Source organism: Flavobacterium sp. P21 (genome assembly GCF_050632225.1).
In the GTDB taxonomy this organism is placed as follows: Bacteria; Bacteroidota; Bacteroidia; order Flavobacteriales; family Flavobacteriaceae; genus Flavobacterium.
Window position 1 is genome coordinate 2,943,590 of record NZ_CP192585.1, and the last position, 25,609, is coordinate 2,969,198.

Sequence of the window (25,609 nt, forward strand, 5' to 3'; positions counted from 1 at the left end):
TTTTTAGTACTCCGATGTTTTTATTTTAGATAAAGCCATCCAGAGGTTTTTTGAGAACCGTCTCCTAGATCAAGAATATAGAAATAGGTGCCTTCAGGAAGTGTTTTTGCAGATCCCTCTGCTTTTCCATCCCAAGTATTGTCATAACCTTTTTTGAAGTAAACCAAATTACCCCAGCGATTAAATATGGACAATTGGTTGTCAGGATACTGTGCGATACAATCAATGTAGAAAGTATCATTTTGTCCGTCGTCATTTGGAGAGAATTCATTCCAAATTTTCAAACAGCTTGGCGATACGGTAGCACTGTCTTGGTTATTAGATGCATTTGTATCGATTTGATCCATTGAAACCAGATTAGCAATATTTAGATAATCTTTAAAATCAACCACTTTTACTTGCGGCGTTAGCGTTTGGATGCCTTTTGGAGCAACATTTGGAATTTCCCAAATCCCGGTGGTACTGTCGTATGTTCCGGATGATGTCAAAGCCGATTGCAGTTCGTATCCTTTTGGCAACAAATCTTTTACCTCAACATTTGTTGCGCCTAGATTTCCAAGGTTTTGGGCTGTAATTGTAAATACAACGGTGCTGTACATGGTTACATCTGTTTTGTCAACTTCTTTGATGATGGCAATATCAGTTGACGGAATGTTTATGAATTCAGAATCTTCGTCATCTTCGCTTTGATCACCATTGTCGTTGTTTGGCTTGCTATCAGGATCAAACTGATTTGAAGCTGTAACCTGGGCCATGTTTTTATAATCTTCCTGTTCAAGTCCTTTTGGATTATTAACTGTAACTTGGTAAGTCAACGTTACACCACCAACAGGGACTGTAAGGTTTGCCCATTTTATAGTATTGTTGCTGAATATTCCTCCGTTGTTAATATTGGTAATATTTCGATAACCTAACGGAATTATATCGTCAACATTAACGCCGGTTGCGGTACTAGGTCCTTCATTATTAAGCTGTAATGTAAACGTAATTACTTCATTTACGTTTGCATTTTTATTGCTTACAGATTTATCAAGGCTTAAATCAGCAACTGCTACATTGATTGAAAGGCTGTCATAATCATCTTCTGTTGTCACTCCGTTATTCGGAGTTGAGTCAGGATCAGGCAGATTGCTGGCGATTATTTCGGTGATATTGGTATATTCGCCTGCAACTCCTGTCGGTGCATTTACGGTCGTATAAATATCGAGCGACTCGTCATTGCCAGCTGTCACAATACCAACATTCCAAACTCCCGTAATATAATTGTAAAGACCACTTGTTGGAGCACTTGTTAAATACTTGAATCCTGGTGGTAGTAAATCTTTAACAGAAACACCGCTTGCATTTGCAGGTCCATCATTTTTAACGGTAACGGTAAAGATAACGGTTGAGCCAACATCATACGTTGCATCTTGATTTAGTGCCGTTTTGCTGATCGATAAATCGGCCATGACAATTTGAGGCGTTACAGAAATACTGTCATAATCATCTTCGGTAGTGACACCATTTCCTGGAGTACTGTCAGGATCGTGTTGATCTGAAGTCATTATTTCTGCAATATTCAAATATTCATCAGGAGTTCCAGTTGGTGCTTTAACAAAAGCATTTATCAATAATGTGTGACTGTTTCCTGGTAAAATGATTCCTGGTGTCCATATTCCTGTTGCAGGATTATAGCTTCCTGATGTAGAATTAAAGAACGAATATTGGTAGCCAGATGGCAGAATATCCTTAACTGTGGCACCGGTTGAAATACTTGGACCGTCATTTGTTATGGTTACAGTAAATCCAATTTGTGATCCAACGGCGGGAGTGAGGTTGTTGCCAACGACATTTTTCTCTATTGAAAGATCTGTTTCTGCAGGAACTGGAGTTACTAATACAGAACCCATGTCGTCTTCGCCAGTTACATTATTGTTTGGTGTCGAATCTGGATCAAGTTCATTTGAAGAATAGACTTCAGCAATATTGTTATAATTGCCTGTTGTATTAATTTTTACTCCAATTAATAACGATTCAGATCCTCCACTCGGAATTGTTCCGATGTTCCATATTCCGGTTGTATTAAAATATTGCCCAGCGGTTGAGCTATAAACAATATATTGATAACCGCTAGGAAGAAGATCTTTTACACTAACGCCTGTTGCCGCCTGCGGACCACTATTATTTACTGTTATTTCAAATGTTATTGTTGCACCAAAAATCGGACTTAAATTGCCTCCAACGACCGCTTTTATAAGTGACAAATCTGCCATTGGAACGACAGGTGCAGTAATTGCGGTGGCGTAATCATCTTCCGTTGTAACTCCATTATTTGGAGTTGAATTTGGGTCAGGCAGAGTGCTCGCTGTCACTTCAGCAATATTAGTGTAATTGCCCGAAGCATTTACAGTTGCTGTCAACTGCAAGGTTTGAGAGTCACCATTAATTAGAGAGCCAATAGTCCATTTTCCGGTAGTTTTGTTATAAGTTCCTTTGGTCGCACTGTAACTTTTGAAGGTATAGCCAGTTGGCAATAAATCAGTTACTTCAACTCCTGCAGTATTTTGAGGACCGCTATTTGTAATAATAACTTCAAAAGTAACATCAGTACCAATTAGCGGAGTTGGGTTATTTACTGTTTTTGTCAATGATAAATTAGTCGCCTGAGTAATTGGAGTTGTTGTAACAGTTGCATAATCATCTTCTGTTGTAACTCCGTTATTTGGAGTCGAATCAGGATCAGGAAGTGTGGCGGCTGTTACCTCAGCAACGTTTGAATAAACACCAGTAAGATTTACGGTACCTGTGATCTGTAAAGTTTCTGATTTACCATTGATTAGATTACCAACGGTCCATAATCCTGTTGTAGGATTATATGTTCCAGTTGTAGCTGTGAATCCGTTATAAGTATATCCTGTAGGAAGTAAATCAGTTACTGCCACTCCAGTATTGTCTTGTGGACCATTATTAGTAACAACGACTTCAAAAGTAACTTGACCGCCAACTAACGGAGTTGTATTATTTACTGTTTTAGTCAATGATAAATCAGAAGCTTGCTGAATAGGAGTTGTTGTTGCTTCAGCATAATCATCTTCTGCATTAGCTCCATTATTAGGAGTTGAATCAGGATCTGGAATATCGCTTGCCGTTATTTCAGCGAGCATTTGTGTAGTTTCCTGTTGGGTTAACTGTTGCTACAAGCTGTAATGTTTGTGATTTTCCAACTTTTAGCTCTCCAACTGTCCATAATCCGGTTGTAGAATTAAAAGTTCCTGTTGAAATGGTAAAATTGTTATAAGTATATCCTGTCGGAAGCAAATCTGTAACTTGAACACCATTATTATCCTGCGGTCCATTATTGGTAACAATGACTTCAAAAGTAACTTGACTTCCAACTAACGGAGTTGCATTATTTACAGTTTTAGTCAATGATAAATCAGAAGCTTGCTGAATTGGTGTTGTTGATATTTCAGCATAATCGTCTTCTGTTGTAATGCCGTTATTTGGCGTTGAATCAGGGTCTGGAATAACAGCGGCAGTTACTTCAGCACTATTTAGATAATTTCCTGTAGCATTTACAGTTGCTGTAATTTGAAGTGTTTCAGAGATTCCGTTTGCTAAATTTCCTACGGTCCAAATTCCTGTGGCTTGATTATAAGTTCCAGTTGAAACGGTAAATGAATTAAATGCGTAACCAGATGGAAGCAAGTCTGTAACCTGAACTCCGTTATTATCATCAATTCCATTGTTTGTTATGATAATTTCAAAAGTTACTTGCGATCCAACCAAAGGAGTTGGATTACTTACAGTTTTGGTTATCGATAGGTCAGATTTTGGTGAAGGAGGATTTTTGGCTCTAATTGTTACCAGTACGGCCGCATAATCATCCTCGGTTGTAACACCATTATTAGGTGTTGAATCCGGATCAAGGAGATCAGCCGCAGTAACTTCAGCAATATTTGTAAAATTTCCAACAGCACTAGCTATGGCAACAATTTGTAAAGTTTCAGATTGTCCATTAGTCAAATTACCAACATTCCAGAGTCCTGTAGTTGGATTATAAGTTCCAGTAGAAACAGTATAGCGTGAGTATGTAAATCCTATAGGGAGCAAATCAGTTATTTGAACACCAGTATTGTTCTCTGGACCAGAATTGGTTACAACAATTTCAAAAGTAATCTCAGTTTCTTCAATTGGAGACGGATTATCAACGGTTTTAGTTATCGATAAATCTGAGCTTGGTGCTTCTGGTATCGTTGCAGAAACCGCATAATCGTCTTCTAATATGGCATTATTATTAGGGGTTGAATCTGGATCGAATTGATCACTTGCAACTACCTCAGAAATGTTAAGGTACGGACCTGTTGCATTGACTGTAGCAGTTAGTTGTAAAGTATGGGTTGTTCCTGATTGAATTGCACCTACCGTCCATAAGCCAGTTCCGCTGTTGTAAGTACCAGCCGTTGTGCTATAAGAAACAAAAGTATATCCTGCAGGAAGAGAATCTTCAACAACAACTCCGGTAGCATCTTGTGGTCCAGAATTGTTCACCGCAATACTAAAGGTCACTTGTGAGCCTATAACTGGCCTTACAATATTTACTGTTTTAGTAAGAGATAAATCAGCTGTTGCAGGAACCGGTACAGTTTCCGCGAAAGCGTAATCATCTTCTGTAGTTACAAAGTTATTTGGTGTACTATCCGGGTCGATTTGATCACTGTGATGTACTTCTACAATGTTTCTGAAGTTTCCTATTGCTCGAACTTCGGCAACTATTTGTAAAGTTTCAACCTCACCATTTGCGAGATTTCCTACTGACCACATTCCTGTAGTACTGTCAAAAGTACCTGTAGATATTGTATAACTATTAAACGCGTATCCATTTGGCAATAAATCTTCAACGGAAACATTTGTCGCGTCATTTGGACCACTATTGGTTACTTTAACTTCAAAAGTGACTAGAGAACCAACTACCGGCGAACTATTATTTACAGTTTTAGTAAGCGATAAATCGGCTTGAGGAGCAACAGGAATCACGCCTGAAGCCGCATAATCATCTTCAAGAATGACTCCATTGTTAGGAGTCGAATCTGGATCAGGTAAACTACTTGCGGTCACTTCAGTTGTATTCAAATAAGTTCCTGATGCATTTACAGTTGCCGTAATTTGTAAGTTATGCGTAACTCCGTTTGCCAAATTGCCAATTGTCCATAAACCAGTTGCGTTATTATAAGTTCCAAAAGTAGCACTATATGCATTGAACGTATATCCTGAAGGAAGTAAATCAGTAACCGTAACGCCAGCGGTGTCTTGTGGACCATTATTAGTTACAGCAATTTCAAAAGTAACCTGAGAACCGATAAGTGGTGTCGCATTATTTACTGTTTTGGTAATCGATAAATCAGCAGATTGTGCTGTTGGAGTAGTAGTAACCTCCGCATAATCATCTTCTGTTGTAATTCCGTTATTTGGAGTTGAATCAGGATCTGGCTGACTGCTGGCTGTGATTTCTGCACTATTGGTATAATTTCCTGTTGCATTAACCAAAGCAGTTATTTGTAAAGTGTAAGAATCTGAAATTGGCATATTTCCAACATTCCAAAGTCCATTTGTAGAATCATAAGTTCCTGTTGTGGCACTATAAGATACATAATTGTAGCCAGAAGGTAATAAGTCAGTTACCACAACACCATTTGCTTCTTGTGGACCGGAATTTGTTATTTGTATGCTAAAAGTTACTGAAGAACCAACAAGCGGAGTAGGATTATTGACTGTTTTTGTCAAAGATAAATCTGCTGAGGTTGGAACTGGAACTGTAGTCGCTTCTGCATAATCATCTTCTGTAGTTACTCCGTTATTTGGTGTCGAATCAGGATCGGCAAGATCGGTTGCAGTGACTTCGACAGTGTTTGTGTAATTTCCGGTAGCATTTACCGTTGCGAGTAATTGCATTGTTTCAGAATCACCAGCAACTAAATTGCCTACATTCCAAATTCCGGTAACAGAATCATAAGTACCTGTAGAGATTCTGAATCCCGTAAACGTATATCCCGAAGGAAGAAGATCAGTTACCTGAATTCCGTTATTATCTTGAGGACCATTATTGGTTATCACAATTTCAAATGTTACTTCAGAACCTACAATAGGAGTAGTATTGTTTACTGTTTTAGTCAGAGACAAATCGGATGATAACGGAATAGGAGTTGTTGTTGCTGTACTGTAATCATCTTCTGTTGTAACTCCATTGTTTGGAGTCGAATCGGGATCTGGAGTATCACTGTTTGTCACCTCGGCAATATTGGTATAATCTCCGGTCGGATTAACAACGGCAATAATTTGCAAGGTTTCAGATTCACTGTTTGCTAAGATATCCAATGTCCATAAACCGGTTGTACTATTGTAGGTACCACTTGTTGCGTTGAAACTGGTAAAAGTATATCCTGAAGGAAGAAGATCTGTCACCTGAACTTGTGCGAGCATCTTGAGGGCCATGATTTGTTGTAATAATTTCGAAGGTAACAGACGAACCGACCAATGGCGTTGTATTGCTTACGGATTTAGTTAAAGACAAATCTGCTGACGGCTGAATAGGAGTAATGATAACATTATCTTCATCATCTTCACTTTGATCACCATCGTCGTTATTTGGTGTACTGTCAGGATCCGGAAGATCACTGGCTGTTACTTGTGTTATGTTTTTATAATCACCTGTTGGAAGTACTTTTACATCTAAAATAAGTGATTCTGAAACCCCTGAATCGACAGTTCCTACACTCCATATTCCTGTTGCGCTATCATAAAGACCAGCAGACGAACTGTAATTTACATATTGATAACCTGAAGGAAGAAGATCTGTAATCTGAACTCCGGTCGCATTATTTGGTCCGTCGTTGGTAATTACAAGCTCAAAAGATATTTGGCTTCCTACTACTGGACTTGTATTTCCCGTAACCACATTCTTAGTTAATGATAAATCAGCAGACGGCCCGATAAATGTTACTTCTGCATTATCTTCATCATCTTCACTTTGATCACCATCGTCATTATTTGGTGTACTGTCAGGATCAGGAAGATCGCTAGCAGTTATTTGTGCAATATTTATATATCCACCCAAAGGATTTACAATTGCACTAAAAGTCAAATTAATATTTGAGTTAGCAGGCAGATATAGGTCATTCCACTGAAGGGTAGCGTTAGCAACTTGATAAGTCCCGCCATTAGATACCGACCCCGGAATTAGCGTAAAGCCTACCGGAATGACATCTTGTACATCGACACCAGTTGCATTTCCTGGACCGTTATTGACTACATTAAGGGTAAAATTAACTTGTTGCCCCGCCGCCGCAGAAGTTGGAGTAACCGATTTGGTTAATTCTAAATCAGCTGATTTTAATGTTACATTAGCATCATCCATATCATCTTCTGCTAATATACCATTTCCTGGTGTACTATCAGGGTCAATTTGATTAACGGTCTGAACTTCTGCAACATTAATATAATTTGCTCGCTGTTGCCACATTAACTTTTGCAGTTATTTGAAGTGAAATGGAGTTGCCATTATTTAGGTTACCAATATTCCAAATTCCTGTTGAAGGATTATATTTTCCGGCACTGTTATCACTAATGTAGGTATAACCAGGTGGTAAGTGATCTAAAACCCTAATTCCAGTACCATTATTCGGTCCACTATTGGTAACGGCTATTGTAAATGTTACATTGTCATTAATACTAACAGTTGTAGGAGAAACTGTTTTTTGAAGTGATAAATCGACAACGTCTAAGGTAAAAGTCACATTATCCTGATCATCTTCTGTTGAAATATTATTATTTGGAGTACTGTCTGGATCAAACTGATCAGATGCTACTACTTCTGCATTATTTACATAAGTTCCGCTAGCTTTTACAGTTGCATCAAAAGTCAAAACTATTTGACTTCCAACAGGAATTGTGAGGCCACTCCATAAAATAGTATTATCACCAACATTATATTGTCCTGAATTGCTTACGGAGCCAGGAACTAATGTATAACCAGATGGAATATAGTCACGCACTGCAACATTCGTCGCTGTAGTAGCACCACCTAAAGCATTGTTATTAAATACTTCTATGCTAAAAGTTACAACGTCACCAGCACTTCCAGTAGTATGATTTGATGTTTTAGTTAATTCTAAATCTGCAACAGATAAAATAGTAAGTACCATAGCATCTAAAGAAGCACTACAATTACCATTAGTTACTGTCCACCTAAAAATGTATGTTCCTGAGACAGTTCCTGAGACAGTGGTTGTTGGTGAAGTTGGATCAGTAAAGACAGCTGTGCTTGGACCCGAATCTTGAGTCCACATTCCAGTACCAACTGTAGGGGTCACAGCATTCATATTCACAGTTGAGAATTGTGGTATCGTTTGATCTGGTCCCGCATCGGCAGTTGAAGGTTGTTCGTAGTTTGTTATAATAACAGAATCTTCTGAAGTACAACCGTTAGCATTTACCGTAGTAGTCGTCCATAAGAATTCATAGACCCCTGGTATAATTCCTGTAATTACAAGATTTGGATTGTTTTGACCTCCTGGCGGAATTAGTGGCGTATTAGGTCCTGATACTTGTGTCCATGTCCCAACACCCGAAGTTACAGGTACAGCATTCATAGTAACAATGGTTTCATTACATAATTCCTGATCAGGGCCAGCATCTGCAATTGAAGGCGGATCATCGTTAAAAGTTATTGATACACTATCAGAGGAAGGCTGGCACAAAGACGGACTTGTGAAAGGACCATTAGTTACCGTCCATGTTAATTCATAAGTTCCTAGAGCCGTTATGTTAGACAAAGTTGTTGTCGGACTATTTGGACTATCAATTGTCAAGGTTCCGCCAGGTGGATTAGACGTCAAAGTCCATGTTCCAATACCTACTGTAGGTGCAACTGCCGCTGTTACATAAGAGGTTTGACATGCAACTGCATCATCCGGTCCAGCATTTGCTGTACTTGGTGCATCATACATTTCAATACGGACAATATCGGATAAAGTTCTGCAAGACTGGCTTTCAAAAACCCATTCTAAAATATACAATCCCGGTACAGTTAAGTTTGAAAGTGTACTGTTCGGAGAATTTGGCGTGTCTATTATTGCTACACTTCCGCTTGGTTGAAATACAAAACGCCATGTGGCGGTTGTAACATCAGCTGGAGGTGTATTTCCGTCTAAAGTTGTAGTCGCACTAACATCAGAAATACACAAAGTCTGATCAGGTCCTGCTATTGGGTCGATACTTGCGCCACTAAAGACGGATATGTTTACTGAATCAGATGATCCAGGACAAGTAGAGCTATCAGGAAAAGTAGCAGGAGTAGTAGTGTAAGTAAAAACATAATCTTCTCCAGGAACTACCGTTGCATTGGCAATATAACTGTCTGGCGGAGATTGTGTAATTACAACGTCTGCGGCGTTTCCAGTAGTTGAGGTAAGTGTCCATGTTCCGGTTGAGTTTTCATTTCCTTTAAGTTGAACACTTGTAACATCACAATAGGTTTGATCTGATCCGGCATTGGCAGGCGGACTTACCACAACTATCATATCATCAAAAGTATCTGGACATAAGAAGACATTTTTTGCCGCAATAGTCCATCTAAAAGTATAAGTTCCTGCAACTAATCCATTAATTACTGTATTTGGATTTGATGGATCAACAATATTGGGTTGATTTGGAGCACCTGTAAGTACAGACCATTGCCCATTTTCAAAAAAGCTATCATAAGCATTAGCGACCATTGTAACGCTGGTATTGGCACAAACATTTTGATCTGGTCCTGCAATTGCCTGTGCTGGAGGCACTCCAATGGTTAAAGTAACATCATCAAACGCTTCACCACATACATTTGCATCTACAGTCCATCTAAAAATATAAAAACCACTATAGCTAAAAGTAAAAACAGCATTTGGATCATGAATGTCGCTCACGGTATAATTTGCAAAACCAGAGATTCTGGTCCATGTTCCTACAGCACCACTATTTGTTGATGCGACCATAGTTATGGTAGTGCCGCAAATATCCTGATCCGGACCTGCATCAGCAGATGGAGGAGTATCAGCAATAGTAATAGAAACGTCGCTTTGATTTGTCGCGCAAAGTCTTGTGAATGTTTCTATAGACCAAGTAAAAGTATAAGTTCCGTTTCCAGGAACGGTAACTAATGTATTAGGATCGCTTGTGTCGGCAATAATGACACCGGCTGAAGGTGTTACTGACCAGAACCCTGTTTCAAAAGTGCCCGGAGTATTACCAGCAAGATTAAAGGAAGTTGTTCCAGAAGGGTAGCAAGTATCAGGTCCTGCATCTGATGTTGCGGCGGCATTATTACTATTAGTTATTATAGTTACTTGGTCATTAACAGAAGCAGAGCAGGAAGGCCCCGGATGTAGGTAAGAAACAGTCCATTGCAAAACATAAGATGAGGTATTTGTAGTAAATCCAGTTGCAACAGCATTTGGATCATTTATATCAGAAAATGTAACAGTGCTAGGTCCGGAAACTTGACTCCATTCTCCAATTTCGTCAATATCTACTGGAGTTGCGGCAAGTTTTACCTGAGAATCCGCACAAACAACTTGATCAGGTCCTGCAGCTGCCTCCACTTAAATTAGTATCCGAGACATGTATTGTAACTTGTGAAACTGAAAAACCACAAGTTGCACCACCACCTTTTGTGATATATTGAAAAATATAAGAACCAGGTACAAGTCCGCTAACTTGTGTATCTACAGCAAGAGGATCAGCAATTACAGCATTATTTGGACCACTAAGTTGACTCCAATAATGCGCACCTTCTGTCGTTGCTACACCAGACAGCATTGTAGAGGTGTCACCGCAAGGTAAACTAACATCAGATCCCGCGTTTGAAGGTGTTGGTTCGCCAGAAACTAATATATTCATACTGTCAAAACCATAGTCACAACCGACAGGGAGTGTACCAGTTTCACTTCTGATAAATTCAAGGTTGTAGGTGCCAGAAGCAGTCAAAGTTAGCGTAAGTGAATTTCCGACATTCTGTAATGCAGTAGGAAATGGAGCCAATGGCGAAGTACTTGGACCACTTACAATTCGATATTGATTTATTCCTGTACCTGTTGTAGTTAGTGGAACCGTAAAAACGGTTTGATTACAGCTTCCCACCAAATCATTACCATTATTGGCCACAATAGTTCTTGTAGCGCCATTATATTGAATATTATAATCTTTAGTAAAAACGCAACCTGTATTATTATTGGTTAAAGTATATCTAAATTTATACGGATCGCCAGAATCAGAAATGTTAGTAATTAGCGTGGTAGGATTCGTCGGTGATACAATGACAGCACCTGGATCCCCGGATATTTGCGTCCACAGTACAGTTTCACCTGCATATAAAGGTGTTTGTGCTTCAAGTGTTGTCTGAGTGATTGTATTATCACAAAAGAATATATCTACATCACCACCAGGAAGAGTGGTTACATCTTGTGTTGCTGGAGGGACAGTAATAGAAACAGTATCGTTTCCAGAAGCACATGGCCCTGTGACAGTCCATCTAAAGGTATAAGTACCTTCGATAAGATTTGAAACGCCTGTGTTATTTGAACCAGGATTTGCAATTGTTGGAGTATTAGGGCCACTTACAAATGTCCATGTACCGCTTTGTCCATTTAAATTACAGCCACCATAAGTTCCGACAAGGTTTGCGCTTTGCGTGGTAGTGTAACAATTGCTCAAAGATTGATCTGGGCCGGCAGAAACAGGTGTTACACCACCGTAATTGGTTACTGTTATTTGTGAAGTAGTTCTGCGGCGCTGTCCAGGAGAATATTCTGGTCCTTCAATAACCCATTGCAACGTTGTGACGCCACAACTAGTAGAAGGTAAAGTAATAGTAGAAATTGGCAAATCAGGTGAATTTATAACAACACCCGCATTGTTGCTGTCTACGATTTCCCAATGACCAGTTTCACCGGAGTTTTGAGGTGAATTTCCTGAAATAGTTAAATTTCCTGAGCTGTTTGGGCAACTAGTAATATTTCCACCTGCATTTGCTATAGTAATGGGTTGTACCACAACTACTTTGTCTTGGTAGGTAAAGGTTCCGTCTCCACAGGTCGCACCGTATCTAAAAGTATAGCTATTTCCGCCAACATATCCTGTTACGGTTGTACTGGGATTATTTGGGCTGTTTATTACTACAGTGGGTCCAGATATTTGGGTCCATGACACGTCGCCAATTATTGGGGAAGGGTTATTTCCCTCTAAAACCAATGCATCAGTTTCACAAATAGTAACATTAAGTATTCCTGCATTTACAGTACAGTTTTGGGCATTTACACTTACTGTACCTAAAATTATTAAAATAATGGCTGAATACAGTTTTTTAGAAAAATTTGAAACCGCAGAGGAAAAATAAAATTGTGGCATAAGCAATCAGAATTTTAAAGGCGCATAAATAAGATTACAACAACCTTAAATTAATAATTACGATGTGTGAATTAAATAGTGTTGCGAGCATTTGCAGGTTTTCTGACGATGAATGAAAAGGGGAGTCCCTCAAAGTTAAATAAAGTAGATACGCAGTAAGGCGTTTTTGACGTTTCAAATTATAAAATGAAACAATAAATTAGATGTTGCAACAATAAAACATGCTGTTCGTCGAGGTTTTGTGAAAGTTAGTTCGGTTGAAATGCACTTTTCAGCAAATTTAAAAAGTAGCAATTTTGAAAAAATATTGAGAAATACAATGTTTTTTATAAATCAGAAATGAGGATATTTTTATTATCCCTTGAAATTAAATTTCGCAGAAATAAGTCAAAAAAGGAGTGCTTTCGCATTTAATTTTCATTAAGAAAAAAATAACAAAAGCTAAACCAATTCTAATGTTATTTTAATGTAGCGCCGAAAATTTCGTCCTAACTTGCGCCCCATTAAGAACAGAAAAATGTTGAGTAAAATTAAAAATAGTATCTTTTGTAAATGCGTTCATGCATTGCTTATCGGCTATTTTTTAATGAACAGCATTAATATGTCTGGAACTTTTGCAAGAATTGTAAATAACAATTCTGAGCAACATTCTGTAAAAGGAATGACGTGTAATTTCTTGAAAAAAATCTTCAAATGTGACGGAATCCCGGAAGAATTGGATGATTATGAAAACAAGGAAACCAAAACTACTAAGCTAGCAAAGGGAATTCCTTTACTAGAGTATATCATGCCTTTAGATTCTTCAATGGCTAATCTGTATTTTCAGGTTGATGCAAAAGGCAAAAAATACATCAACAATCCGATTTTCTCATTTGGATTTCATGGCAAAATTCATTTGCGCCCTCCTCAAAATATTGCATAAATAGTAGTTTTTTTGATGTTGAAAAATACATGTAATTGAAATCCAATGCATTATTTTTTTCGTAAATTAATAATTATTTATTAATGTAATATTTATACATAAATTCATGACACCTTTTAAACGTTTTTACAATTTACTCACGCTCGATAAGCGAGATGTGTATCAAATTATATTTTATGCGGCATTTGCCGGTTTAGTAAACCTTTCGCTTCCTTTGGGAATTCAAGCTATCATCAATTTTATTCAAAGCGGACAAGTAAGTGTTTCTTGGATTATTTTAGTAATTCTGGTAACAATCGGAGTTGGTTTTGGTGGCGTTTTGACCATTCTGCAACTTCGAATTGTCGAAAATCTGCAACAGCGAATTTTCGTGCGTTCATCGTTTGAATTCGCGTACAGAATGCCTTTGATAAAATTCAAAGAAATGTATTCTGAATATGCACCTGAAAAAGCAAACCGATTTTTCGACACTCTGATGGTTCAAAAAGGAACAGCAAAACTGCTCTTGGACTTTTGTACAGCCTTTTTACAGGTTGGACTTGGAATTATTTTATTGGTTTTGTATCATTCTTTCTTTATGGTAATTGGACTTTTGTTTATTGCCATTTTGTACATCATCTTTAAATTTTCTTATAAAGATGGTCTTGAAACGAGTCTTAACGAATCAAAATTCAAATATAAAGTTGCGGCTTGGCTTCAGGAAATTGCACGAAATCGCGAAAGCTTCCGCAAAAAAGGTGGTTTCGAATATGCGCTGAAACGCAATGACGGTTATGTAACGAAATATGTAGATAATCGTGAAAAACACTTTCAGGTAATGAAAAAACAATACATTCAGCTAACTATTTTTAAAGTAATTGTTACAGTCGCCTTATTGTCTATTGGTGGTTTTCTGGTAATTCACCATCAAATGAACATTGGGCAGTTTGTGGCGACTGAAATTGTTATTGTGTTACTGATCAATTCGGTAGAAAAAATCATTTTCGGACTTGAATCTTTTTATGATGTATTGACATCTGTCGAAAAAATCGGCCAAGTAACCGATATGGAAATTTCGTGCATTCCTGAAAAATCAGCTGTAAATGAAACTGGAATCACAATCGAAACTGAAAGTGTTGCTTATAACTATCCAGAGCATAATAAAAAGTCGCTTAAAAATATCAATCTGAAAATAAATCAAGGCGAAAAAATAATTTTAAGAGGAACAAACGGAGCTGGAAAAAGTACACTGCTTCGATTGCTTGCAGGTTTGTTGGAGCCGGAAAGCGGTGATATGTATGTTACGGATAGTTTTATGAACCGACTTGATGAAGACAGCTACAGAGCACAAGCAGGAACATACTTGCAAGGCGATACACTCTTTGCAGGAACCATCAGAGAAAATATTCTTTTTGGAAACGAAGAACTGAATAACGACGATTTGAAATGGGCTTTAGATAGTGTTGGCTTAACACCAGATATCAAAACATTTCCTAACGGATTGGAACATCAAGTTCATCCGGGCGGACATGAACTTTCGGCTTCAGATATTCAGAAAATATTGCTTGCGCGAAGCATTGTTCATAAACCTAATATTTTATTCCTTGAAGATCCTGTTGATAAAATGGACGAATTGACATCAGGAAAAATTGTTGATTTTTTACTTTCTGAAGAAAATGACTGGACGGTAATCGTAACTTCTAAAAATGATATTTGGAAGAACAAATGCGATCGTATGATAACCATTGACGACGGAAAAATTATTAACGACATAAAGCTATAATCATGCTCAATATATCAAAAGATAATAATATAATTATAACTCCAGGAAAATACACGTCTATAACAAACGTTGCTCGAAGACCACATTATAAAATTTTAAACAGAGTCATCATCGGATTTTTATTGTTTGCTGTTGGTTGTCTGTTTCTTCCTTGGACGCAGAATATCTCAGGAAGCGGTTCGGTTACAACCTTAAAACCAGATCAAAGACCACAAACAGTCCACAACGCCATTGCGGGAAGAATCGAAAAATGGTACGTGCAGGAAGGTGATTATGTTAAAAAAGGCGATACAATTGTTTTTATTTCTGAGGTAAAAGAAGATTACCTAGATCCAAATCTTGTTGGAAATACAAAACAGCAGGTTGATGCTAAAAAAATGGCAGTTGAATCGTATGGCGACAAAGTAAATTCTCTTGAAGTTCAGGCAAAATCACTTAACACAGAAAGAGAGTTAAAACTCCAACAAGCACAAAATAAGATAAGACAATCGCAATTGAAAATAAAGAGTGATAGTATGGATCTTGAAGCTGTAAAAACGCAATTGAGAATTGCTAAAACACAATTTGATCGTTCGACAGCACTGAATAAAGAAGGTTTAAAACCATTGACAGATGTCGAGCAGAAACGACTAAAACTTCAGGAATCTGAAGCGTATATCATTACACAGCAAAACAAGCTTTTAAGCGACAAAAATGAATTGATAAATGCAAAAGTCGAAATTAACCGAATTACAGCTGAGTACGCCGAGAAAATTTCGAAATCAAGAAGCGATAAATTCACTGCCTTAAGCACGCAATATGACACAGAAGCGCAGGTAAATAAGCTGGAAAATCAATACACAAATTACCGACTTAGAAACGGACTATATTATATTACAGCACCACAAAGTGGCTATGTAAACCGTGCTTTGCTGGCTGGTTTGGGAGAAACGATCAAAGAAGGAACTCCAATTGTAAGCATTATGCCGGCAAGTTATGATATTGCTGTCGAAACTTATGTGGATCCAATCGATCTTCCGTTGGTGCATCGTGGTGCAAAAGTGAGAGTTTGGTTTGATGGATGGCCAAGAATCGTATTTTCTGGATGGCCGGGATTATCGTACGGAACTTATGGAGGAAGAATTGTAGCTATCGAAAATTTCATCAGTTCTAATGGAAAATACAGAGTACTTATTTCGCCAGATGGTCCAGACAATAAATGGCCAAAGGAATTGAGTATTGGAGCTGGAGCGCAAAGTATTGCCTTGTTGGAAACGGTTTCGGTTTGGTATGAAATATGGCGAAATCTAAATGGTTTTCCACCGAATTATTATAAGTCAGATGTAAAGGAGGCAAAATATGAAAAGGACAAAAAATAAATTGAAATACGTTGCAAGACTATTTTCTCTTTTGTTTTTATTCTGTTTTTCGATTTCGTATGGTCAGGATTTTAATAAAGAAGAATTAAGTTACAGCGAATTTTTAGGATACGTCAAAAAATACCATCCATTAGTAAAACAAGCGAACCTTGATATCAGCAATGCACAGGCGCCGCTTATGGTCGCACGTGGCGGATTTGATCCTAAAATTGAAGTTGATTACAGCAAAAAAGAGTTTAAAGGAACCGAATATTATTCGTTATTAAATAGTAGTTTCAAAATCCCGACTTGGTACGGAATTGAGATAAAAGCGGGTTTTGACGATACTGACGGGCAATATTATAATCCGCAGAATAAAACTCCAGAAGCGGGTTTGACTTCACTAGGCATAAACGTAGCTTTAGGACAAGGAATGTTCATCAATCAAAGAATGGCTGATGTTAGGGAAGGAAAACTGCAAGTAAAATTAAGCGATGCACAGCGAAAACTAAAAGCAATTGAAGTGTTGTACAAAGCAAGCGAAGCCTATTTTGAATGGAGAAAAAGCTATAATGAAGCCGAACTTTATAATCGATATTTAGGCTTTGCAAGCAAACGTTTTGAAGGCGTAAAAAAGTTGATTGAATTAGGCGATGCACCTGCAATTGATAGTGTTGAAGCTGGAATCACAGTAAGAAACAGACAGCTTAATGTTGAAAATGGAAATTTAAAATTGGCTAAAGCTAAATTGTACTTGTCCAATTATTTATGGATTGAAAACGTTCCGGTTGAGTTAGAAGATAATGTAAAACCAGAAGAAAATCTGATTCAAACATTAGAAACAACCTTAAAAACCGACGCGATGATGGTGGAGGTTGAAGGCTTAGAATCACATCCAAAACTTCAGGCTTTGGAAACAAAAATGGATATGTTGGAAATCAACAGAAAACTGAAAGCAAATTCATTGCTTCCTAAGTTGAATGTTGGCTACAATTATATTTCAGAGCCTTCATATTGGAGTTCTTTCAATGCCGATGATTACAAATTTAATGTCGATTTTAGTATTCCTATCTTTTTAAGAAAAGAAAGAGGAAGCCTTAAATTGGCAAAATTCAAAATTCAGGATATACAATTTGATATCGAGCAACAAAGGTTGGAGCTGAAAAACAAAATTAAAGCACAACAAACTGAAATATCATCTTTAAAAAGACAAAAAAAGGTAATTGATAATCTGGTAAAAGATTACGTTACAATGTTGAATTCAGAAGAAAAACTGTTTTCATTTGGCGAAAGCTCCATTTTCTTGATTAATTCGAGAGAGAATAATCTAGTGAGCGCAAAACTGTCTCAAATTAGCATTGAAAATCAGTTTTATATGTCAAATGCCGAATTGTACAAAATACTGGCAAATCCAGATTAAAAAAGCTTATTTGTTCGCTTAGTTGTTGGTTATATTAGGAGAAAACAGCAGTAATTTTTTTTACTGCTGTTTTTGTTTTTAATCATTAGTAAATAGCACACAGATAACACGGATTGAACAGATTTTATATATAATCAGTGAAAATTCGTTCAATCTGTGTCATATGTGTGCTTTATTCAGTTATTAGCCTGCTTAAACCACAATTTATGCCAATTTTTAGCTGAAATATTTTACCTTTATGCACTTTACCACTTTATAAATGAGCAAAGAAAATCCAATTCCAGAGAATGAATTCGAACGTTTAGCGACCCTAAAACGTTATAATATCTTAGATACACTTCCAGATCATGCTTTTGACGATGCCACAAAGTTGGTTTCTTATATTTGTGGAGTTCCAATTGCCCATATTTCTTTTATTGATGAAAGCAGACAATGGTTTAAATCTGAGATTGGAATAGGAGTTTCAGAGGTGCCGCGTGAAATCAGTTTTTGCCAATATACCATTATGGAATCAAAAATGGTCGAAATTAATGACACATTTTTGAACGAGCGTTTTAAAGATGATCCAAATGTTACCGGCGGTTTTAAAATAAGATTTTATGCCGGAATTCCGCTTACAACTCCAGATGGATTTAACATCGGAACAATATGCGCCATAGATCATGTTACAAAAACATTAGATGAAAATCAGCGAAATGCGCTTTCAATAGTTGCAAAACACGTCATAAATCAGTTGGAAGTTCAGACTAAAAATATTGAATTGGCCACGCAGAAAAAATTGCAGAACGTGCTGTTTTGGCAAAAGACAGTTTCTTGGCCAATATGAGCCACGAAATCCGTACACCATTAAACGCAATTATTGGTTTTACAGATCTTTTGGCGCAAACAAAACTTGATGAAACACAGCGCGATTATATTGACAGCGTTCAGATTGCCGGCGAAAATCTGCTTTTGATTGTAAATGATATTTTAGATCTTTCTAAAATCGAATCGGGAAATTTAACGATTGATTCAGAACCTTTTAATTTAAAAAAGACACTTAAACATGTTTATAATTTATTAAAAGTAAAAGCGCACAAAGAGGTAGAATTCAATCTCTTTTTAGATGCTGATATGCCTGATACGGTTATTGGAGATCAAGGAAGATTAAATCAGATTTTGGTTAATCTTATTGGAAATGCGTTAAAGTTTACTCATGATGGAGATGTTACAGTTTCGGTAAAAATGATCGAAGAAACAGAAGGTCATTATTCACTGCGATTTTCTATAAAAGACACCGGAATTGGAATTCCAGAAAACAAGCTGAATTCTATTTTTGAACGTTTTACACAAGCCGAAGAAAGCACAACTCGAAAGTTTGGAGGCACTGGACTCGGACTAAATATTGTAAAACAATTGGTTGAACTTCAAAATGCTGAAATTCAGGTAAAAAGTAAGGAAGGACGAGGCTCAGAATTTTCTTTTGTTATTTCTTATAAAAAAGCGACTGAAAGACTTGAGACTGTCAAAACAATTTCAAAAAATGACCTCGGAAATCTAAAAATTTTGCTTTGCGAAGACAATATTCTGAATCAGAAATTAGCAAAAAGCGTCGTGCAAAATTTTGGTTTTGAAATAGATATCGCCGAAAATGGGGAAGAAGGCATCGAACTTTTATCAAAGAATAATTATGATTTAGTTTTGATGGATCTTCAAATGCCAATTAAAGATGGCTATCAGACCACAGAATACATCAGAAATGAAATGAAATCGGATATTCCGATTATTGCCATGACCGCGCACTCTCTTGTTGGAGAGCAGGAACGTTGTTACAAGGTTGGAATGAATGCTTATGTCCCAAAACCTTTTAAACAGGCGGTGCTTTTAAAAGCTATTAAAACGGTAATGAGCCCAGATGCTGATCATGGAAGAAGAAGAATTATTGATTTTTCTATTTTAGACGAAATGGCTTGTGGCAATCCTGATTTTAGAAAAGAAATGATTGATCTTTTTATAGAAAAAATCCCTAGTCAAACAGTACAACTTGAAGAAGCATTTAAGAATGAGGAGTATGATGTGGCAAAGAAACTGGCACATAATATGAAATCAAGCTTAGATATTTTTATGCTTTCTGATCTCACAAATTGTTTGTCAATTATTGAAGAAGAAGCTTCAAAAAAACAATTTACTTCTGAAAGTGCTGATAAAATAAACATTTTGCATTGTGGTATAGATGAGACCGTTAAAATCCTAAAGGAGCTTTGATAAAAAAGAAATAAGCCTTAGCTTTACATATACGCCTAATATAAATGGCATTTTTGCCTCAAATTATAATAACAATGAGAATCATTTTAGCCGAAGATAATGATATCCTACGCAAATCATTATCATTTTTCTTAGAGTCCAAAGGATTTACTGTTGACCAGTTTTCTGACGGAAAAGATGCGCTTGAAGCCATCGAAAAAAACAATTACGACTTGATTTTAACCGATATAAACATGCCTGGTATAAGCGGAATGGAAATTACGCAGTATGTGAGGGAAACTATTAATTCAGAAGTTCCTATCATAATATTGACTTCTTCAGGTGTTGAACAAACTGAACTGGATTCTTTTGATATTGGTGCAAATGAATTTATTGCCAAACCAATCAGTCCTGCCGTTCTTTTAGTCCGAATTAATAAGTTGTTAAAAATCAAAGCTTAATGAAAGTTCTATATTATTCAATTGTTTTGTTGTTTGTTTCTTCAATTTGTTTTGGGCAAGAAGTAAATATCGATGCAGTTTTGGCTCAAGTAAAACAAGAAACAGAGAAGAATAATTTCGATAAAGCCTTATCATTGATTGAGCCTTTGCGTGCAAAATTTCCTGAAAACGAAGATATTCAGGTTTATACAGGCCGAATTTATAGTTGGAAAAAGGAGTATTCCACAGCAATAAAGATATTGGCTCCGATGGCTGATAGGGCAAAACCAAATCCGGATGCTCTTTTGGCGATTATCAATACGTATTTTTGGTCAGAACAATATGAAAAATGTATTTCATATTGTGATAAATATCTTGAAATCGAGCCTAAATCTACAGAAGTTATCAAAACAAAAGCGACTTGTCTTGAAAAACTAAACCGCGATCAAGAAGCTTTGGAACTTATAGAAAAAGCATCTATTGCAGACAATAGCACACAGCCATTTAGAAGCATTCGAACATTGATTGGTAAAAAAGCAAAAAATGCAATTGCGAGCATCTTATCTTAATATTTCTACTTCAGAGCCAGGGCAATCGCCTTTGCATTATGGGTATGTTGAATATTCACATAAATTCAGCAAATCGGCAATTGTGGGTCGCGCTAATATTGGAAATACCAGCAATGATACACAAATGCTTTTTGAAACTGATTTTTATCAAACCTTTTCCAACAAAAGTTATTTATATGCCAATGCTGGACTTTCAACAGGAGAAACATTATTTCCCGTTGGAAAGGCTGGTCTAGAATATTATTTTGCACCAGTTAAAAAATTTGATTTTGCATTTGGAGCGCGATTTATGCATTTTGAAAATGATGATATTACATTGCTTACAGGACAAATTGCATACAATACAGGAAGTTATACATTGGCATACAGACCGTATTACGACACCGGAAATTCACTGTTTTCACATGTTTTGAGTTTGCAGAAAACTAATGAAGAAAAAGAAAGTATTATAAGATTAGAACTTCAATACGGAACGGTTCCGTACTTGTATCTTTATAACGGCTTTACACAACCGTTAGAAGCTTTTAGAGTTGGATTGCAATATCAGCATCGTTTTGGAGATTCTTTTTTCGTTCGACCAATTTTTCTTTATGAGCGCGAGGAATATACTCCAGGAGAATATAGAAACAGGTTTAATCTGCGGCTAATCGTTACTAAACGTTTTTAATATGGAAAAAGTTTGGGAACTATATGAAAAAGGGGATTGGGTAGTACCATTTTTGATTTTTTCAATATACTTGTTTATTGGAGCCTCTTTTTTGTTGTATGTAGTCATTATTTGGAGCAGAAATAAAAACATTAAAAGAGAAAGACTCAGAATTGAATACAGTGCGAGCAATTGAAGAATTGATGGCGGCAGTGGTTTTTGAAGACATGACTTTTGCTACAATTCAGAAAGAAAGAAGCTTGGATTTGTTTTTAAATAATGCATTTTTTAGAGAAGTTGTAATGGAAACGATCCTAAATCTGCACAAAAACTATGATGGTGTTTATGCTCAAAAACTAGAACAGCTTTATAAAGATTCAGGGTTGATAAATGATTCATTTAAGAAACTTAGAAACTTCAGATGGGAAGTAAAATGCAAAGGAATTACAGAACTTGCTGAGTTTAATATTAGCGATGCACTTGAAAATATTACAACATTTTCCAAAGCCCGAAAAAAGACTTTAAAAATCGTCGCAATTAATGCTTGTATCAAATTAGCGGGAACAAAAGGTATTGTTCATTTGACCGAACATCCTGATCCGATCGATGATTGGACACAGTTGAATATAATTGGAGCTTTTAAAAAACATGATATAGGCGATACAAAAGGAGTGGAGCTTTTATTGGAATCAAAAAACACAACTGTAGTCACACTTGGATTAAAACTCATTAAAGAACTGAAGCTTACACAAAAAGTTCCTTATGTGGCTGAATTAGTAGATCGAGCGCCAAATACTTTGATTAAATATGAAGCGCAAAATGTATTGCAGACTTTAACCGTATAATTAAAACTAATGGATTTTTTAAATAACGAATTGCTGTGGTTTGTAGATATATACATAGTGCTTATTTTGGGCTATGCGATATTGATCATGTCTTCGTATCTTATCTTAGCGTATCTTTCTACAAAGGAGCTTAGGAGCTATCTAAAAAAACAGTTTTGTTGACTACGAAGTTTTGCTTACAAGCGAGTTAGCGCCAAAACTTTCGTTGATTGCGCCAGCTTATAATGAAGGTTTTACAATTGAAGAAAATGTAAAATCCTTGCTTTCATTGAATTATAATAATTATCAAGTTATTGTGGTAAATGATGGAAGTAAAGACAATTCAATGGAAATTCTAATCAAAACGTATGATTTAGTTTTGACCGAACTTGATTTCCATCCACAAATTGAGACCAAAAAACTCAAAGGAATTTATACTTCTAGAAACGCCGCTTTCAAAAAATTAATTGTTGCCGATAAAGAAAATGGAGGCAAAGCCGATGCTTTGAATGTAGGATTGAATATTGCTCAAAATCCGTATGTGGTTTGTATTGATGTAGATTGTATTTTAGATAAAGATTCACTTTTGAAATTGGCAAAACCTTTTCTAGAATCGCATGAAAAACGCATTATTGCAACTGGAGGTGTGGTGAGAATTGCCAATCAATGTATAATTAAAAACGGCCGTTTGATCGAAGTGAATATTCCAGACAGCATGATTCCGAGGATTCAGGTTTTAGAATATTTGCGTGCATTTCTTTTGGGAAGAATGGCATGGGGAAGACTGGACGGATTATTATTGATTTCTGGTGCATTTGGTGCATTTGACAAGGAAATTGCATTATTGGCTGGCGGATATAGTACAAAAACAGTAGGTGAAGACATGGAACTAGTAGTTCGAATGCGTCGCTATATGCTTGAAAATAAGTTGCCATATTCTGTAAGTTACATTCCAGATCCGCTTTGTTGGACAGAAGCTCCAGAAGAATTCAAAATATTCAAAAAACAACGCAGTCGATGGATGCGAGGAACAATCGAAACACTTAGTTTTCATAAGAGAATGTTCATGAATCCAAAATATAAATTGTTGGGAATGCTGAGTGTTCCTTATTGGACATTATTTGAGTTTTTGGCTCCAGGAATTGAATTTATCGGCCTTGTCATTACCTTGGTTTTTATAATTTTAGGTTTGCTTAACTGGCATTTTTTCTTTTTGCTGTTATTATTTGTTTACACTTTTGCCGTTTTCTTTTCGGTTTTGGCATTGTTCAGCGAAGAAAGAACTTTTCATAAATATCCAAAACAAGCCGATTTTTTTAAGTTGCTATTGGCGGCTTTTATTGAACCACTATATTTTCATCCAATGGCAGTTTACGCGGCTTTAGTGGGGTATAAAGAGAAAATCAAAGGAACGCACGGTTGGGGCGAAATGACCCGAAAAGGTTTTACTAAAAAGGAATAAGTTATTTTTGTATTATCCTATTTCTGAAAAAGGAGCTCCGTTATGAGAATTGAATTAAAGAAAACCGATTTTATTGGAAAAGAAATAAACGAACCGTATTATTATATTCTGATATTTGACGGTCAGGCTTCTTTTTCAGTTGATTTAACGGATTATGAATGTAGCGGGAAAAGTCTTGTCTTTTTATCTCCATATCAATTATTTAAATGGAATAATTCTTCAGCGCCTTTTATAAATCAAGTGAGTTTTCATGGAGATTTTTATTGTATTGAATATCATAAAAAAGAAGTTGCCTGCAATGGAATTTTGTTCAATGATATTTATAAGGAACCTTTTGTAACCATTTCTGATTTTATTTATGAAGAAATTATCAGCATCATCGAAAGAATGAAAAAGGTTGAAGATTCGAAACTTGATTATGACGATTCGATATTAAAATCCTATTTGCAGGTTGTTTTAGCATTAAGCAGTAAAGAAAAACAGTTGAAAATGCCTTCTGAAATTCAGGAATCGATTGGTAATGCTACTATTTTACAGTTTCAGCATTTGCTCGACGAACATTTTCGGGAAGCCAAAGAAGTAGCTTTTTATGCTTCTAAATACAAACTTACGGTCAATACATTTAGTAAAAGAATAAAAAAGCATTTCGGAAAATCACCTTCACAACTTATTCAGGATCGCATCGTTTTAGAAGCCAAAAAACTTTTGCATTTAACCCTCAAGCCGATTAAAGAAATTGCCGTTGATCTTAATTTTGAAGATGAGTTCTATTTCAGCCGTTATTTTAAAAAGAATGTCGGAATTTCCCCGAAGGATTTCCGAAAAGAAGTCGGTATTTCTATTGTGGCTAAATAGTCCATGTAAACTCCTTTAAATCCATTTTTATCCATGCACTTGTAAACTAATTTTGGTGTGTATTTAAAACAGAATCAAAATGGAAAAATTTATAAGATTTATTGCTGGCGGACAAAACAATTTTGTTCACTTTTTGAGAATTGCCATCTTCATCGTAATGGCTTGGATTGGTGGATTAAAAGCCTTTAAATATGAAGCTGACGGAATTGTTCCGCTTGTTTCAAACAGTCCTTTTATGAGTTTCTTTTATAAAGATGCCAATAAAATGGTTGCCAATGATGAAGGAAAACAAGTCAAAGCGTACACATTGCACAAAAATTTAGAAGGCAAAACAGTTGAAAAAAACATTAAATGGCACGAAGAAAATGGCACTTACATTTTTTCGTACGGATTGGGAACTGTAATTGTTTCGATTGGTTTATTGGTTCTTTTAGGAATTTGGTTTCCTAAAATTGGATTTTGGGGCGGACTTTTAACTTTCGGAATGTCATTTGTCACTTTGTCCTTTTTAATCACAACGCCTGAAGTTTATGTCCCAAATCTAGGAGGAGATTTCCCGACGCCAGAGTTTGGTTTTCCTTATCTTTCTGTCGGAGGACGTTTGGTTTTAAAAGATATAATTATGATGAGCGTACGGTTTGATTATTGCATCTGATAGTGCAAAAAGAATTCTTGGCAAAGCAAAAACGTTTATTCATTAAAAAATATACAAAAATCCCTGCGCAT

At 36.4% G+C, this 25,609-nt stretch carries 16 protein-coding genes and 2 pseudogenes; 13 read left to right on the forward strand and 5 right to left on the reverse strand.

Annotation, left to right across the window (positions count from 1 at the left end):
• Positions 1-20: 20 nt before the first annotated feature.
• The 5 genes from ACQ9BO_RS14695 to ACQ9BO_RS14715 are packed head-to-tail and all read right to left on the reverse strand — an operon-like array spanning position 21 to position 12,423.
• Positions 21-3,146, reverse strand: a complete 3,126-nt coding sequence (locus ACQ9BO_RS14695; RefSeq protein WP_431241340.1) for a gliding motility-associated C-terminal domain-containing protein — start codon at positions 3,144-3,146, stop codon at positions 21-23.
• Complete coding sequence (locus tag ACQ9BO_RS14700) at positions 3,136-6,462, reverse strand: DUF11 domain-containing protein (protein ID WP_431241341.1); 3,327 nt, start codon at positions 6,460-6,462, stop codon at positions 3,136-3,138. The genes ACQ9BO_RS14695 and ACQ9BO_RS14700 overlap by 11 nt, the downstream gene beginning before the upstream one ends.
• Positions 6,377-7,501: a hypothetical protein gene (locus tag ACQ9BO_RS14705; protein WP_431241342.1), complete on the reverse strand. Its 1,125-nt coding sequence runs from the start codon at positions 7,499-7,501 to the stop codon at positions 6,377-6,379. Before ACQ9BO_RS14705 ends, ACQ9BO_RS14700 begins: the two co-directional genes overlap by 86 nt.
• Positions 7,473-10,619, reverse strand: a complete 3,147-nt coding sequence (locus tag ACQ9BO_RS14710) for a PKD domain-containing protein (RefSeq protein ID WP_431241343.1) — start codon at positions 10,617-10,619, stop codon at positions 7,473-7,475. Before ACQ9BO_RS14710 ends, ACQ9BO_RS14705 begins: the two co-directional genes overlap by 29 nt.
• The gene (locus tag ACQ9BO_RS14715; protein WP_431241344.1) at positions 10,597-12,423 is read right to left on the reverse strand and encodes a PKD domain-containing protein; all 1,827 of its coding nucleotides are present in this window, start codon (positions 12,421-12,423) and stop codon (positions 10,597-10,599) included. The genes ACQ9BO_RS14710 and ACQ9BO_RS14715 overlap by 23 nt, the downstream gene beginning before the upstream one ends.
• A gap of 586 nt (positions 12,424-13,009) precedes the next feature.
• On the opposite strand from ACQ9BO_RS14715, the gene ACQ9BO_RS14720 reads away from it, so the two are divergent.
• The 13 genes and pseudogenes from ACQ9BO_RS14720 to ACQ9BO_RS14780 all read left to right on the forward strand — a co-directional run bounded on the left by ACQ9BO_RS14720 (position 13,010) and on the right by ACQ9BO_RS14780 (position 25,584).
• Positions 13,010-13,345: a hypothetical protein gene (locus ACQ9BO_RS14720; protein WP_431241345.1), complete on the forward strand. Its 336-nt coding sequence runs from the start codon at positions 13,010-13,012 to the stop codon at positions 13,343-13,345.
• 106 nt (positions 13,346-13,451) lie between these two features.
• A complete protein-coding gene (locus ACQ9BO_RS14725) occupies positions 13,452-15,107 on the forward strand; it encodes a peptidase domain-containing ABC transporter (RefSeq protein WP_431241346.1) in 1,656 nt (551 codons plus the stop codon).
• Positions 15,108-15,109: 2 nt separating this feature from the next.
• On the forward strand, positions 15,110-16,465 hold the full coding sequence (locus ACQ9BO_RS14730; RefSeq protein ID WP_431241347.1) for an HlyD family secretion protein: 1,356 nt from the start codon (positions 15,110-15,112) through the stop codon (positions 16,463-16,465).
• Positions 16,446-17,864: a TolC family protein gene (locus tag ACQ9BO_RS14735; protein ID WP_431241348.1), complete on the forward strand. Its 1,419-nt coding sequence runs from the start codon at positions 16,446-16,448 to the stop codon at positions 17,862-17,864. The genes ACQ9BO_RS14730 and ACQ9BO_RS14735 overlap by 20 nt, the downstream gene beginning before the upstream one ends.
• Positions 17,865-18,123: 259 nt before the next feature.
• Positions 18,124-18,690, forward strand: coding sequence for a GAF domain-containing protein (locus ACQ9BO_RS14740; protein ID WP_431241349.1), 567 nt, complete (start codon positions 18,124-18,126; stop codon positions 18,688-18,690).
• Positions 18,660-20,108 (forward strand): ATP-binding protein, encoded by a 1,449-nt coding sequence (locus ACQ9BO_RS14745; RefSeq protein ID WP_431241350.1) that lies wholly within the window; start codon positions 18,660-18,662, stop codon positions 20,106-20,108. The genes ACQ9BO_RS14740 and ACQ9BO_RS14745 overlap by 31 nt, the downstream gene beginning before the upstream one ends.
• Positions 20,109-20,182: 74 nt before the next feature.
• The gene (locus ACQ9BO_RS14750) at positions 20,183-20,548 is read left to right on the forward strand and encodes a response regulator transcription factor (protein ID WP_431241351.1); all 366 of its coding nucleotides are present in this window, start codon (positions 20,183-20,185) and stop codon (positions 20,546-20,548) included.
• The gene (locus tag ACQ9BO_RS14755; RefSeq protein WP_431241352.1) at positions 20,548-21,096 is read left to right on the forward strand and encodes a tetratricopeptide repeat protein; all 549 of its coding nucleotides are present in this window, start codon (positions 20,548-20,550) and stop codon (positions 21,094-21,096) included. The genes ACQ9BO_RS14750 and ACQ9BO_RS14755 overlap by 1 nt, the downstream gene beginning before the upstream one ends.
• Entirely contained in the window at positions 21,071-21,763 is a 693-nt protein-coding gene (locus ACQ9BO_RS14760; RefSeq protein WP_431241353.1) for a YaiO family outer membrane beta-barrel protein, read from the forward strand. The genes ACQ9BO_RS14755 and ACQ9BO_RS14760 overlap by 26 nt, the downstream gene beginning before the upstream one ends.
• Positions 21,764-21,915: 152 nt before the next feature.
• Positions 21,916-22,587, forward strand: a complete 672-nt coding sequence (locus tag ACQ9BO_RS14765) for a hypothetical protein (protein ID WP_431241354.1) — start codon at positions 21,916-21,918, stop codon at positions 22,585-22,587.
• 87 nt (positions 22,588-22,674) lie between these two features.
• Positions 22,675-24,028 (forward strand): annotated as a pseudogene (locus ACQ9BO_RS14770) (glycosyltransferase family 2 protein).
• A 42-nt stretch (positions 24,029-24,070) separates the two neighbouring features.
• Positions 24,071-24,883: a helix-turn-helix domain-containing protein gene (locus ACQ9BO_RS14775; RefSeq protein WP_431241355.1), complete on the forward strand. Its 813-nt coding sequence runs from the start codon at positions 24,071-24,073 to the stop codon at positions 24,881-24,883.
• Positions 24,884-24,962: 79 nt separating this feature from the next.
• A pseudogene (locus ACQ9BO_RS14780) lies at positions 24,963-25,584 on the forward strand (DUF417 family protein).
• Positions 25,585-25,609 lie beyond the last annotated feature (25 nt).